Source organism: Flavobacterium sp., from assembly GCF_024642105.1.
Lineage (GTDB): Bacteria > Bacteroidota > Bacteroidia > Flavobacteriales > Flavobacteriaceae > Flavobacterium.
In genome coordinates this window covers 1-14557 of record NZ_JAHEBT010000002.1, presented here as the reverse complement: position 1 = coordinate 14557, position 14557 = coordinate 1, and the positions used below count along the sequence as shown (strand labels likewise).

Below are 14557 nucleotides of genomic sequence, written 5' to 3'. Positions count from 1 at the left end.
TCTTTTACGTACAAATTCAATAAAAAACTACTAAAATATTTAAAACTATGTACTTATTATTAATATTTCCATCTTACAAAAGCTTCCATTGCTGCATAAGTAGAAAGCCCTAATTGTTTGTAAAGCATTGCTGTTTCTTTGTTTCTGTCTTCTGCTCTTTGCCAAAACTCACGCGCATCCGAACCTTGGAATACTACTCCATCTTTTTGAGATTGGTGTTTGAAAATCCCATGTCTTTTTTCCAATACTTGGTCAGGGCTCATTGGGACAGCCATTTCAATTTCATCAATTCCCCATTCTTGCCAAGCACCTCTATACAACCAAACCCAACAATCTTTCATGAAATCTTTTGATTTCAATCTCTTAACTGCTTCAAAAATAGCATCCAAACAAACTTTATGAGTTCCGTGTGGGTCAGCTAAATCACCTGCGGCGTATATTTGATGCGGTTTTATTTTTTCAATAAGATCGATTGTTAATTGAATATCTACTTCTCCTAAAGGTTTTTTCTCTATAGTTCCTGTTTCATAGAAAGGAAGTTCCATAAAATGAATTTGCTCATCTGGCAAACCAACGAAATAACTAGTTGCTCTTGCTTCTCCTTTTCGAATTAGTCCTTTTGTGTATCGAACTTCAGGAATATCTACTTCGCTATTTTTTTTGTTTTTAAGAAAGGCTGCAGTTTTTTCATAAATTTCATTGGCCTCATTATTTTTGATTCCAAATTTTTGATTGTAGTCACAAACAAATTTTGCAAAACGCAATGCTTCGTCATCAGCTACCGCGATATTTCCAGAGGTTTGATATGCTACATGTACCTCATGCCCTTGGTTTTGTAACCTCATAAAAGTACCTCCCATACTGATAATATCATCATCAGGATGCGGACTAAAAATAAGCACTCTTTTTTTGGCAGGTTCAGCTCTTTCAGGTCTTTTAGAATCGTCTGCATTCGGTTTCCCTCCAGGCCATCCGGTAATTGTATTTTGTAATTGATTGAATATTTTTATATTAATGTCATAGGCAGGTCCTGAATGGGCTAATAAATCACTCATTCCATTCTCAATATAATCGGCATCTGTAAGCATTAATACCGGTTTTTTGAGATGAAGGGCTAATCCTAACACCGCTTTTCGTATCAGTTGGTCTGTCCAAACTACTTTTTCAACTAGCCAAGGAGTATTAATACGGGTTAATTTAGACGAAGCTTCTTTATCTAAAACAAAAACAGCGTTATTGTGTTCTTGCAAAAAGGAAGCAGGTACTAAATTGGTTACAGGTCCTTCAACCGAAGTTTTAATGATATTTGATTTGCTTTCACCCCATGCCATTAAGATAACTTGTTTGGCTTCCATTATTTTTTTAACTCCTAAAGTAATTGCGGTTCTAGGAGTATTACTCAATCCTGAAAAATCACTACTTGCAGCCACTCTTGTAATATGGTCTAAAGCGACTAATCTTGTTTTAGAGTTTTGTAAAGAGCCCGACTCATTGAATCCGATATGACCATTCCCACCAATTCCTAAAATTTGTAAATCAATACCTCCTAAAGCTTCAATTTTAGCTTCATAATTAGCACAATAATCCGCTATTTCTTCTTTTGACAACGTTCCGTCAGGAATATGGTAGTTCTCAGGTAAAATATCTACTTGGTCTAGTAATAATTCTTTCATAAATCGCACGTAGCTATTTATAGAATCAGGTTGCATTGGATAATATTCATCCAAGTTAAATGTAATTACATTTTTAAAACTTAAACCTTCTTCTTTATGCATACGAACTAATTCGCTGTAAAGTCCTTTTGGAGAAGATCCAGTAGCTAAACCTAAAATGCAAGGCTCATTTTTTTCTTGTTTTAGTTTAATAAGCGCTGCTATTTCTTTTGCAACAGCGATGGATGCCGAAGTTGAATTTTCAAAGACAACAGTATTAATATTTTCAAATCGTTTTTCAAATCCTGTCGATTTATCGATAGTACTCTTTAACATATCTTATTACTTTATTTGTTTTATTTTTAATTTTTTGACCAACTTCTGTACTTATGTCCCTTTATTGCATAAAAAAGAATCATACAATAAGCAGGGAGTAACACTAAATAAGCAATTTGATTTCCACTTCTAGTCTTTTCAAAAGTAGTATGTGCTTGGCTAGTCATATTAATAGCATCTGCCAAAGCGCCATAAATCAATGGAAAAACCGCACCTCCCACAATTGCCATAATAAGCATTGCACCACCAATTTTGGTATAACCTCCTAAATCTTGTAATGACATTGGCCAAATGGCAGGCCAGCATAGTGCATTTGCAAGACCCAATAGTGCTACTAAAAGCAATACAACGGGTAGGGGAGGTATTCCAGGAAGAGATACGATTATATTTGGAGAAATAAACACGATAAACAGAATCAATATCATTCCTAGCAGTCCAGAGATTTTTAAGGCTAAAACTTGCGAGATATATTTAGGGATTAATGTGATTCCAAGAATGTAACCAATTACCATCGCAGTCATGGTAAAAGAGGTCAGTTTTAAATAGAAGTCTCCATTTTCTCCATAAACCCCTAGTTTTTTTCCGAAACTACCGATAGAATCTCCAGCTATCACTTCAGCGGCCATGTACAACATCAAAGTAATTACACCTAAAACTAATTGTGGACGTTGAGCTACATTTTTAATTTGTTGAAATATACTTAAATGTGATATATCATTGTCTTCATCTAAATTAATTTCAGGAAGAGGTGAAAATTTTACCAAGACCGCCAAAATAAGTATGATTAAACCCATATAAATATAGGGAGTTTGCAATTGTAAGGCTAACGAATCCAACGCAGCTGATTTAGCAGCACTATCAAGAATTGCAATTTTTTCGGCAGTATAGTCAGCCATATTTGACAGAACCAACGCGGTTAATGCTATTGGCGCAATGAATCCAGCAAACTTATTTGCTAAGCCTAAAATACTGATGCGTGCCGCTGCACTTTCACGTGGTCCAATCACTACTACATAAGGGTTAGCAGCAGTTTGTAAAATGGCTAAGCCTGTTCCCATAATGAATAGGGCACCTAAAAATAAACCAAAAGTTCTTGTCCCCGCAGCAGGATAAAATAGAAATGCGCCTAATGAAATTACGATTAGACCTAGTGATAAACCATTTTTATACCCTACTTTTTCAATTAACCAAGAAGAAGGAATTGCCATTACAAAATAAGCAATATAAAAAGCAAAGGTTACAAAATAAGCTTGAGATTCAGTAAGCTCACAAGCTAATTTAAAAAAAGGAATTAGGGGTCCGTTTAACCAAGTTACGAATCCAAAAATAAAAAACATACAGGTCAGAATAGCCATTGGAATCAAAGTGCTACTTTGCTCATTTTTAAGGGAACCTTTCATTTTTTTCATAATTTTTTAGTTGTGTTGTAGTTTGTGGTTTAGTGTAAGCGTTTTTTTTATGGTAATTTAATTATTTTATCATTACTAATTCATTTTCATAGAAACTAATAGTTTCTTCGAGAGCTTTTTCAATGGTGTATTTTGGTTGAAATCCTAATTGGTTAAATTTAGAAGGATTGGCAATTGAATGTTTAATGTCTCCAGGTCTTTCTTCTAAAAATTGGATTTTAGATTTAGAGTTGGTTATGTCTATAATCTTTGTGGCTAATTCCAGAATAGAGGTGCTATGTCCCAAGGCCACATTATATACTTCACTACCTGTTTTTGAAGCCAAAATATTTGCTTGTACTACATCTTTAACGTAGATGAAATCTCTTGTTTGAGAACCATCTCCATAAATAACTATGGGTTCGTTTTGAAGTGCTTTATTAATAAATATAGGTACTGCAGCTGCATAAGCTGATTGTGGGTTTTGGCGCGGTCCAAAAACATTAAAATAGCGTAAAGAAGTAGTGGGGATATTCCACTGATCGTGGTACATTTTTAAATAAAATTCGCCATCTAGTTTAGTAATTGCATACGGAGTCATTGGTTCAGGAGTCATAGTCTCTACCTTTGGCAAGATAGGATTGTTACCATAATTAGCTGCAGAAGAGGATAACACCACTTTGCAACCATTGTTTTTTCTTGCGGCCTCCAAGATGTTTATTGTCCCAATACTATTAATTTCGATACACTCTTGTATTTGAAGTAAAGATTCAGGTACGCTAACTAATGCTGCTAAATTAAAAACAGCAGTTGCATTTTTTACTAGGCTTTCAACCAAGTCCTTGTCTCTAATATCACCTTTCTCAAATTGTACATTCAATCCTTTAAGGTTGTTTTCAAATCCAGTTCTTAGACTATCTAAGACAATTACTTCATGTCCTTCTCCAGACAGGTATTCTGCAATATGGCTTCCAATAAAACCAGCTCCTCCAGTAATCACATATTTATTCATAGCTTCATTTCTTAAGTTTAGTGTCACTTTTGGAATTAGTTTTCATCCCAATTTAAAACTGGGTAATGTTTTTTTAGATAGGCTTTTACTTCAAGGATATCTTCTTTTGCAGTTAAATCTGGAACATGTTCAGAAAATGGAATTCCGATGGTGCAATTTGGATTCTCTTGAATTGCATTTAAGAGTACAGTAGGTAATTCTTTTTCATCTCTTTCTGGATGAACAGGGCAATTTTTTAAATAAGGGTACAATAAAGCTCCGTCAAATTTGAAAGCATTCATACTAACTCTTAATTTTCCTTCAGCATCTTTATAATCTTCAATACTATCAGCCGATGGTTTCTCTAAAATATCAAGTAATTGATTGTTAGTATCCAATCGAGCAATGGCGAACCTAGAAATTCGTTCTGCAGGAAATTCCATAGCATCCCTGTTGTAACTTATAAAGGCATTTGGGCTACTGGTCTCTCTAAGAGCAGATAGCGCACTAACAGAATATAAATTGTCGCTATTGCAAACAGAATATAATTGGTGTTGAAGTTCAGGATATTGCTCTACAGCTTGAAATAATGCATCAGCAGTTCCAAATGGCTTAACTCTACCTTCTGGAATATATTGAGTAGCAAAAGAAATGGTAAGGCCGTGAAAGTTATTGTCGGAATTTTTATCGCCGTAGAACTCTTTGAATAATTCTCCTTGTTCTCCAATAATGATATATATATTTTTATAACCCGCTTTCTTAGCATTTAATAAAAGATAATCTAATAAAGGTCTGCCGTTTGGACCAACACCAATTAATCCTTTACTTCTTTCATTAGCTTGAGCAATTTCTTCTTTGGTTAGATTATTTGTTAAAACTTCTTTCTTCATTCTGGAAGAAGCTCCTCCTGCTAAAATAATTAAATTGTTGTGCATAATTAAAATTTATTGTAGGTATTTGACCTGTTTAAAACACCTAATTTAGGTTGTTGTGTATGATGGAATCGTTAATTAAAAAAACAATTATTGTTTTATTGTGAGTCAATCTGTTCAATCTATTTGTAGATTGCTAAATGTTAAAAATCAATCACTTGTAAATGTTTTTTTGTAAAAAGAATGATTTTATGGTTGCGAAACTATATATTTAATTTTAATTAAACAAGGAAAATTAAAAAAAATGTGCTCGAGCACATAAAATAATAAATTTATTGTTATATTTGAAAAATAAAGCGGTATTAAATAGAGGGTGTGTGATGAATAATTAACATTGTGCATCAAGTCAAAGTACCAAAATTTGCTATTATAAAAGTTTTTATACATTTGTCGTTATGACTGAAAAATATACAATTAAAGATATTGCTAAGCTTGCAGGAGTTTCTAAAGGTACTGTTGATAGGGTTTTGCATAACAGAGGAAAGGTTTCTCAGAAAGCTTTAGATAAAGTGAATGAGGTATTGGATAAGATTGATTATGAGCCAAATCTTATCGCTAGAAATTTGAAGAACAATAAAATTTATCGCATTGTTGCAATAATTCCAGATCCTAGTATTGACCCGTATTGGCAACCTTGTGTTAGCGGATTAGAACAAGCCATAAAGGAGTTTAGAGCATTTAGTGTCTCAATAAAAATATTTTATTTCAATCCTGAAAGTAAATCTTCTTTTTTAAGTGTTAATAAAGAAGTCATAAAGAGTTCTCCTGATGCAATTCTTTTGGCGCCATTGTTTTATAAAGAAACTTTAAATGTAGTTAAGGAATATAACGATTTGGGAGTCCTTGTAAGTACGATTAATAATCAAGTGCAATCTGAATTTATTAAAAATTTCGTGAGTCAAGATTTGTTTAAGAGTGGTAGAGTAGTTGCAAAACTATTTGACTTATTGTATGGCAAAGGACAAATTGCGATTGTGCATATTGATGAATCGTACAAGAATGCGACTCACATGCAAGAAAAAGAGTCAGGATTTCGAAATTACTTTTCTGAAAAAAAGGAATGTGATTATGAAATTGTCACCTTGAATTTAAAGAATCCTAATTATGAAGCTAATTTTTTTAATTTCATAAAAGGCAATCCAAATCTGTCCGGTATTTTTGTGACTACCTCAAAAGCCTATCAAGTGGCAAAAATGATTAAAGAAACACAATCAAGTAAAAAAATAGGGGTTATAGGATATGACTTAATTGATAAGAATGTATCCTATTTGAATGAAGGTGTAATTGACTTTCTGATTCATCAGAATCCTAAAAATCAAGCCTATATAGGGATAACGTGTTTGGTTGAATATTTTCTTTTTAATAAAGAAATTCCAAATGCTACTCTTTTGCCTATTGAAATAATTAATACTGAAAATGCTAATTATTACCTGACTTAGAGAATAATTAATCTTAAATTTATAGTTCACCTTATAGAATCGGAATTAGTTATGCTGCGATGCATCTCATCATCGTTTGCAATGATGTTTTTTGTACGATTGTAGTCTTGTGTAATTAGTACAATTGTATCGGTTAAAGCCGAGACTTTAAAAATCAATTAAAACAGAATTTAATTTTTTATAATTGGTTTTTCTTTTAAAAATGTGTTCGAGCACATTTTTCTTGTTTTTTCTTGTTTTGTATTAATTTAATGGCTACTATTGTGAAAAAATTAGATTGTAGTTGTGATCAAAAATCGATTTTAAAGCTCTGATTTATTAGATTTTATGACCGATTTTTGTGTCAATTATTTCATAATTTTTCCTTGGTTCAATTATAAAATTGTAAACAACAACTGATTTATTGGAATCAATAAAAAGGGTTTGTGATTAGTTGATAGGATGTTAAATAACCAGAGTAACAGTGGTTATGAATTAGAATATAAAGAAGAAAATAAATTAATATGATTACAGAAAATAACAATTTGAAAGTTTCTACTCCGGGGAGGATTTGTTTATTTGGAGAGCACCAAGATTATTTAGGGCTTCCAATTATCGCTGCGGGTATTTCTCGTAGAGTTACCATTACAGGAGCGAGAAGAGATGACAAACTAGTCACTATTTATATGCCGGATATTGATGATAAAGATACGTTTGAAATTACAGATGAGATCAAATATGTTAAACCTCGTGACTACTTCAGGAGTGTTGTCAATGTATTGCAACGTGAAGGATACCGTTTTTCGTCAGGATTTGACTTGACTATTAAAGGAGATATTCCTATTAACTCAGGAACATCAAGTTCTTCTGCTTTAATAGTTACTTGGGTGAATTTTCTAATTCAAATGGCAGATAACTATCAGCCTGTATCGCAACAAATTATAGGCGAATTGGCGTATCAAGCTGAGGTATTGGAATTTGGAGAGCCTGGAGGGATGATGGACCAATATTCTACAGCTTTAGGGAATATTATTTATATGGAATCAGAGCCTCAAATAAGTATTAATTCGTATAGTCCTGCTTTAGGAACTTTTGTGTTGGGAGATTCGAAAGAGCCTAAAGATACTATCAATATTTTAAAACATGTAAAGTTTGGCATGTTGGATATATTAAAGAAAATCGGCGATTTTGACCCAGAATTTGATTTAAAAACATCTCCAAAAGACTCTGTACAAAACTATGTCTCACTATTGACCGATGACGAACTACTCTTATTAGCAGGAAACCTCTCTGATCGAGATGTTCTTCTTGAAGCAAAAGAAATGTTCGAAAAAGGAGCAATTGATGATGTGAGATTTGGAGAGTTGTTAACAATTCATCAAAATAGTTTGAGAGACGCTAAAAAAGTGTCTACACCTAAAATTAATAGAATGATTGACGCCTCATTAAAGGCAGGTGCATTAGGCGCAAAAATAAATGGTTCTGGAGGTGGCGGATGCATGTTTGCGTATGCTCCAAAAAATCCTGAATTGGTTGCTGAAGCTATTGAGAAAGAAGGAGGTATAGCGTATATTATTACTATTGGTGACGGAACTAAAGTTGATAGATAAAAACAATTATAACACAGAATAAAAATAAAAATTTAGAATGACTTTAATTAAATCGATATCTGGAATAAGAGGTACAATTGGGGGAGCAGTAGAAGACTCTTTTACACCTAATGATATTGTAAAATTTGTAGCTGCATTTGGTTATTGGCTAAAAAAAAGAGATGCACATAAAAAAAAGATTGTAATAGGAAGAGATGCAAGACTCTCAGGTGAAATAGTCTCTAAAATAGTAAGTGCTACATTACAATCATTAGGGTTAGATGTTGTCGATTTAGAATTATCCACAACTCCTACTGTAGAAATGGCGGTAGTTGCAGAAAATGCTTTAGGAGGAATTATTCTAACAGCAAGCCATAATCCTAAAGAATGGAATGCATTAAAATTATTAAATTACAAAGGCGAGTTTGTCAACGGAAATGATGTTGCCGAGATTTTAGATTGGGCTGATAATGGGAAGTATGAATATGTTGGAGTAGATGAGTTAGGAAATTATTCGGTGAAAAATGATTACATCACGTATCATATCGATCAAATTAAAGCATTGCCATTAGTAAATACTGAAGCAATAAGAGAAAGAAAGTTTAAAGTTGCTGTAGATGCCGTAAATTCAACAGGTGGAATTGCCGTGCCAATGCTTCTTAAAAGTTTAGGAGTTGAAACCATAGCGCTTTTAAATTGTACTCCTGACGGAAAATTTGCTCATAATCCGGAACCGCTAACAGAAAATTTAACGGAATTACAGGGAATGATGCTCGAACAAAAATTTGATATTGGGATTGCAGTTGACCCTGATGTGGATAGGTTAGTATTAATGTGTGAAAATGGAACACCTTTTAATGAAGAATATACTCTTGTAGCTGTTGCTGACTACATTTTGTCAAACACTATTGGAAATACAGTGTCTAACTTATCTTCTACTAAAGCACTTAAAGATGTTGCTCAATCAAAAGGAGGAAATTATTATGCTTCTGCTGTTGGTGAGGTGAATGTTGTAGAAAAAATGAAAGAAGTGAATGCAGTAATTGGTGGTGAAGGAAATGGGGGTATAATTTATCCAGATTTACATTATGGAAGAGATGCATTGGTGGGAATTGCATTAATGCTAAGCAGTTTGGCAGTAAATAAAACAACGTTATCTGCTTTAAAAAGCAATTATCCTCAATATTATATGTACAAGCATAAAATAGAATTAAGTCCCAAAATGACCTTGACAGCTATTTTAGAAAAAATGAAGCAGTTGTATTCTCAATCTACTATTATCACGATTGACGGTATAAAAATTGAAATGGAAGAGGATTGTTGGGTACATTTAAGAGCTTCAAATACAGAACCTATTTTAAGAATATATTCTGAGGCTAAAACGTATGAAAAAGCCAAAGCGATAGCACTTCAAGTTTGCGCTCAAATTTAACGATGGAAGTTTCGTAAAAAGGGTCTCGTTTGAATTCTCTTAATAAAATACAGTAATAATCAAATTGTCTCATCTAAATTAATTTGTATGCAACCTAAATTGAAGTGTTATTTTGTACTATTTTTTCTTCTTTGTAGTATTGGTATGATTGCACAACAAAAAATAAAGCAACAGCCTAACATAATAATTATTTTATCAGACGATGCTGGATATGCTGATTTTAGTTTTCAAAGTAATCGTTTAATTCCAACTCCCAATATTGATAGAATAGCAAATGAAGGGGTGAAATTTACAAATGCCTATGTTACAGGATCTGTTTGCGCTCCTTCTAGAGCAGGAATGCTAACAGGGATAAATCAAGCTTGTTTTGGGAATGTGTATAATTTTATTAAAAATAGAAAATACAGTATAAAAGAAACAGAATACGGAATTCCAGAAAATGTAAAACTAGTAGGAGAATACTTGGCTCCTCTGGGATATAAAAGTGGAATAGTAGGGAAGTGGCATGAAGGATTTTCAGGACCGTTTCTGCCTAACAAAAGAGGGTTCGATTATTTTTGGGGATTTCTCTGGGGTAGTAGCAAATATTTTTCTGGTCAGGCCAATGAAGTACAAGAAAACGGCAAGCCTGTCCCAGCAGATAGCATTCCTTATATGACAGATGCGATAGCTGATAAAGCTCAAGCGTTTATTGAATCCAACAAAAACAATCCATTCTTTTTGTATGTTTCGTTTAATGCGGTTCATGTCCCTCAAGAGGCTAAACCTAAAGACATGGACAAATTTAAGGGCAAGTTTGACGATAAAATAAGAGTGTTGAATGCGGCAATGACAAATTCGTTAGACGAAAATGTTGGAAAAATTCTGGATAAGTTAGAAAAGTTACATCTAGCAGATAATACCATTGTCATTTTTACAAATGATAATGGGGGTGAAAAATCGCATATTCATGCCGATAATTTTCCTTTAAGAGGAATGAAAAGTGATGCTTATGAAGGAGGAATAAGAGTTCCTATGGCTATAAGATGGAAGGGACAAATTAAACCCAACTCTGTTTGTAATCGAATTGTTAGTACGTTGGATTTCGTACCTACTTTTATTGATGCGGCTGGGGGTAATTTTAGAAAAAACCAACAATTACAAGGACAGAATATAATGGACATATTAAGTATCTCTGATAAAACAGTTGATAATAGAACCTTGTATTGGTGTCTTGCTAAGGATAAAGGAGCTATTCGAAGCGGAGATTGGAAGTTAGTTTGCTTGCCAAATAAAACACCAGAGTTGTATAATGTGAAAAATGATATTGGGGAAGAAAAAAACGTATATTCTATTCATTTAGATAAAGCTAACGAATTGTTTAATAATTACAAAAAATGGAAAGATTCGTTGCCTCCTTTGACTTATTACCCTATAGGAGCAGAGGCGTCAGAATAGAAATTGAGGATTGTATTTTAAAATGTATTTAATAAAAAACCTGTAATTATGATTACAGGTTTTTTTTATAATTAGATAGTCTTAGAGTAAAATAAATATCTTGTTTTTAAAAAACATAAAAAAAAACTCCTTAATTTCTTAAGGAGTTTTAGTGTTGTGGGCAATATAGATTTAAAATCGAACCAACTTATTGATTTTCTGAAGGTTATGGGTTCGATATAAAATAAAAAATGACCTTAAAACTGAATTTAAGGTCATTGGTACGACTGTGGGCAATATAGATTTAAAATCGAACCAACTTATTGATTTTCTGAAGGTTATGGGTTCGATATAAAATAAAAAATGACCTTAAAACTGAATTTAAGGTCATTGGTTCAACTTGTGAGCGCTATAGATTTAAAATAAATACAACTTGTTGATTTTATGATGATTACAGGTTCGATATAAAACGATTTCCAATTTATGGTAATGGGTAATTTATCAATATTAGTGATGGCTTAAAATGATTAAGCTATTATTTTGATAATCAATACTTAAGTAAAATTTTTTTACAAAAGGAGAGGCTGTATGTCTCTCCTTTTGTATATTTAATATCTCTTAAATCTTCTAAAATGGCTTTTTATCAGTCCTCGTGTATCAAATCTTGCGAAACCGCTGTTAACTGTTGTTTTTAGTTTAAGTGTAGAAACCAATCACAAATTTCTTCCAAACCATTTCTATATTTTAGTCTCTCAATGGACATTTTTTCTACCGCTATTGTATTTAGATGCTTTTTACACTTTGATTCCTTTTTCTTTTGTTCCTCGTCAGATAATTCTTCCCATTGTCTACCATTACTAGTAGCTTGAAGCGTTTGAGCTACAATTTTAGGAACGTCCATTTCATCCGTAATTTCAGGCAAAGTAATTATTAAACCATTTAATGCGTAAGATTCCTCAATAGCTTCTTTTGTCAAGTAATTTTCGAGTTCTGTTTTTGTTGTATTAAATCCTTTTTTATTCTGTTGTTGATTAATTTTACCTACATATTCTCGATACTCAGGAATGTCATTATCGTAGATATGTATTTCAGGTTTACCTAAACCATCAAGATATTTATTATCTATGTAGAACTTAAGACAAGAACCACCTGAAATCACAATTGCAATGTCTTGTCTCTCGTCTAGAGGTATAATATTGTTATTATGCGCATTCAATATTTTACTATACCTTTTTAAAGCATTGACATCATGATTTCCTTCAACAAAAAGAAGTTTTAAAATTTTATCTGCTGGATTTGGAAGTACACCAAGTGTTTCGATAACTCGATTAATTGTTTCCTCGTTTAATTTCTGATTTTCAAAATTAATTCCGTACTCAATAGTATTCACCTTTTCTTCTTCTTTATGAATGTATATTAAAGATTCTATTGGGATTTCTCGCACAAGATTGGCGCTATGAGTAGTAAACATTACTTGAATGTTTGCTCTCTCACTAAGATTTATTAAAGAATTGATTAATATTTTTTGATGATTTGGATGTTGGGCTGTTTCTGGTTCCTCAATAGCATAAATAATTGAGGGTGCGGAATTCTCAAATTTCTTTTTTTCTGCTTGAGCTTGAAAGAAACTTAGAAGAACGAGTCTTTTAACTCCACTACCTCTTTTATTTAATGGAACATTATTTTCATTTAAAAGTGTTAAATCAAAAATTTTGTCCCAGCTCGGAAGTTTACTAAAATCAGACTTCATTTTTTCCGCGAGACTTACGTCAATTTTTTTAAGTTTTTCAAGTGTTTGCTCAGCGACGATTGTTGATTTTGCTTTAATTTCCTCTTCTATTTTATCTAATAACGTTTTGATTTCGGGAATAGCAAGCGTTTCTTTTATTGCCTGATTCATAGGATCCTGAACATCTTTGTCTTTGTCATTAATAGTTTTGTCTACTTTGAATAAAGTAAAAATTGGGAGAAAATCTTTTAGTTTAGACCAGACTGCTTTTAAATTATTCTCTGTGTCTAAACTCCCTTCCACTTTTAGCTCTATTAATCCTTTTGGACTTCCTAAATGAAGTTTAATTGCTTTTCTTATTGGTGGATTTTTTGTTTTGTTTATGCCAGCTAAATCAACATTTAGTTCTGTTGCCAAAGACTTGAGCGGTGAGTTTTTTAAAGTCAATATATTGACTAGTTTTTCATGAGTTTCGTGGTTAGCAATTATAAACGTTGATTTAGTAATTGTACCTCCAATTTTAAAACCCTTTTTTATCTCGAGTAATCCGTTTTGATTTAATAATGACTCTTCTTGTAGGGATGTCTCAACGCTTGAGTCAAGTATTATTTTTTCCTTGAAATCATCAAATAAACATGTCATTTCTATAACATCATCTTCAGCATTAACCGATAAATCTGTTTTTTCAATACCATCATTGAAGAAAATGTTCAATGCCTCAAGAATAGTAGATTTACCAATGTCGTTTTTACCAATTACACAATTGAGGTCTCCAAGAATGATGTTTATTTCATCTTTGTAAATTCGAAAATTTCGAAGTTTGATACTGACTAATTTCATATTAATGTTGGTTTAAAATAGGTAGTTAACATCCAAATATACGCATTGCGTCAATCTAAGATTGAAAGTATGGATACATCGTGTTTATCACTAATGCTTTATTTTATAATAATTTACTTTTCCAAATTTGAAATTAATTTTCGGATAAATTTTACGGTTTTTTTAAGATTTATATTACGGTTTTGTTTTTGTGGCAAGAACAATGACAATGTGTTTGATTTTGTCTTTTAATCTATTTGAAAAAATCAAGATAATTGAGTTCTAAAATGTCGAGTAATTGGAAAAATACATCTAAGGTTAGTTTAGCATTGCCACGTTCAATTTTAGCATAATAACTTTGAGTTAAGTTTAATCTTGTGGCAATAAATTCCTGAGTGTGGTTTCTTTCGATTCTTGCTAATCGAATTGATTTTAAGACGTTTGGTACCCTGCTTTATTACAAATTAGTTATCATCAGTTTCATTGAGGGGGGTACAATTTTATAAAAAAAATAGAATTAAAACCTAATTCATTTTCATTTAGTCTTATTTGGAATTATTTAGCTTTAATGTGAATTGGATATTAATTTTTTGTTTTTGAAATTTGTAAAGCATGTACATACGAGGTATTTATTTCAGTTTTAAAATGTGAGATAAATCAGAAAACATCATGTGTTTCAGGAGTACCCAAATCGTTCTTATTCCACCCAACTTTTTATACCTATGAAAAATTACCCTCTTTCAAAACCTAGTTCGTACGATTTAAATTTTCGCTAATAATTTCTATTAGAACCGTAAAGAAATTTTTAAAAAACCGTAAAATTTATCCGAAAATATTTTCAAAATTGCTTAATTG

The 14557-nt window shown here is 32.2% G+C and carries 10 protein-coding genes; 4 read left to right on the top strand and 6 right to left on the bottom strand.

All coding sequences use genetic code 11. From position 1 onward, the window contains the following. Window positions 1-59: 59 nt before the first annotated feature. The 4 genes from nagB to Q0L65_RS01165 form a co-directional block, all read right to left on the bottom strand. Window positions 60-1988, bottom strand: coding sequence for a glucosamine-6-phosphate deaminase (gene nagB / locus Q0L65_RS01180; protein ID WP_296682541.1), 1929 nt, complete (start codon window positions 1986-1988; stop codon window positions 60-62). A gap of 26 nt (window positions 1989-2014) precedes the next feature. Beyond that, window positions 2015-3397, bottom strand: coding sequence for a sugar MFS transporter (locus tag Q0L65_RS01175; protein WP_296682539.1), 1383 nt, complete (start codon window positions 3395-3397; stop codon window positions 2015-2017). Between the two features lie 61 nt (window positions 3398-3458). Beyond that, window positions 3459-4415, bottom strand: a complete 957-nt coding sequence (locus tag Q0L65_RS01170) for an NAD-dependent epimerase/dehydratase family protein (RefSeq protein WP_296682537.1) — start codon at window positions 4413-4415, stop codon at window positions 3459-3461. 8 nt (window positions 4416-4423) lie between these two features. Further along, window positions 4424-5302: a sugar phosphate nucleotidyltransferase gene (locus Q0L65_RS01165; protein ID WP_296682535.1), complete on the bottom strand. Its 879-nt coding sequence runs from the start codon at window positions 5300-5302 to the stop codon at window positions 4424-4426. Between the two features lie 392 nt (window positions 5303-5694). Here Q0L65_RS01165 and Q0L65_RS01160 point away from each other — a divergent pair, with 392 nt between their 5' ends. From Q0L65_RS01160 to Q0L65_RS01145, 4 genes are all read left to right on the top strand, one after another. After that, window positions 5695-6738, top strand: a complete 1044-nt coding sequence (locus Q0L65_RS01160) for a LacI family DNA-binding transcriptional regulator (RefSeq protein WP_296682532.1) — start codon at window positions 5695-5697, stop codon at window positions 6736-6738. Between the two features lie 503 nt (window positions 6739-7241). Next, entirely contained in the window at window positions 7242-8327 is a 1086-nt protein-coding gene (locus tag Q0L65_RS01155; RefSeq protein WP_296682530.1) for a galactokinase family protein, read from the top strand. Between the two features lie 37 nt (window positions 8328-8364). Continuing rightward, window positions 8365-9738, top strand: a complete 1374-nt coding sequence (gene glmM, locus Q0L65_RS01150; protein WP_296682528.1) for a phosphoglucosamine mutase — start codon at window positions 8365-8367, stop codon at window positions 9736-9738. Window positions 9739-9882: 144 nt separating this feature from the next. Next, complete coding sequence (locus Q0L65_RS01145; RefSeq protein ID WP_296682526.1) at window positions 9883-11175, top strand: sulfatase-like hydrolase/transferase; 1293 nt, start codon at window positions 9883-9885, stop codon at window positions 11173-11175. 670 nt (window positions 11176-11845) lie between these two features. Here the strand turns inward: Q0L65_RS01145 and Q0L65_RS01140 are convergent. Both Q0L65_RS01140 and Q0L65_RS13970 read right to left on the bottom strand, forming a co-directional pair. Next, window positions 11846-13723 carry an ATP-binding protein gene (locus Q0L65_RS01140; RefSeq protein ID WP_296682525.1) on the bottom strand — a complete coding sequence of 626 codons (1878 nt, stop codon included), beginning with the start codon at window positions 13721-13723 and terminating at the stop codon, window positions 11846-11848. Window positions 13724-13955: 232 nt separating this feature from the next. Further along, window positions 13956-14129 (bottom strand): helix-turn-helix transcriptional regulator, encoded by a 174-nt coding sequence (locus Q0L65_RS13970; RefSeq protein WP_366051138.1) that lies wholly within the window; start codon window positions 14127-14129, stop codon window positions 13956-13958. Window positions 14130-14557 lie beyond the last annotated feature (428 nt).

What these genes read in the sequence shown, in the direction of transcription:
- glmM (WP_296682528.1), top strand. Translation starts at nt 8,365, where the DNA reads ATGACTTTAATTAAATCGATATCTGGAATAAGAGGTACAATTGGGGGA.
- Q0L65_RS01175 (WP_296682539.1), bottom strand. Translation starts at nt 3,397, where the DNA reads ATGAAAAAAATGAAAGGTTCCCTTAAAAATGAGCAAAGTAGCACTTTG.
- Q0L65_RS01145 (WP_296682526.1), top strand. Translation starts at nt 9,883, where the DNA reads ATGATTGCACAACAAAAAATAAAGCAACAGCCTAACATAATAATTATT.
- Q0L65_RS01165 (WP_296682535.1), bottom strand. Translation starts at nt 5,302, where the DNA reads ATGCACAACAATTTAATTATTTTAGCAGGAGGAGCTTCTTCCAGAATG.
- Q0L65_RS01140 (WP_296682525.1), bottom strand. Translation starts at nt 13,723, where the DNA reads ATGAAATTAGTCAGTATCAAACTTCGAAATTTTCGAATTTACAAAGAT.
- nagB (WP_296682541.1), bottom strand. Translation starts at nt 1,988, where the DNA reads ATGTTAAAGAGTACTATCGATAAATCGACAGGATTTGAAAAACGATTT.
- Q0L65_RS01160 (WP_296682532.1), top strand. Translation starts at nt 5,695, where the DNA reads ATGACTGAAAAATATACAATTAAAGATATTGCTAAGCTTGCAGGAGTT.
- Q0L65_RS01155 (WP_296682530.1), top strand. Translation starts at nt 7,242, where the DNA reads ATGATTACAGAAAATAACAATTTGAAAGTTTCTACTCCGGGGAGGATT.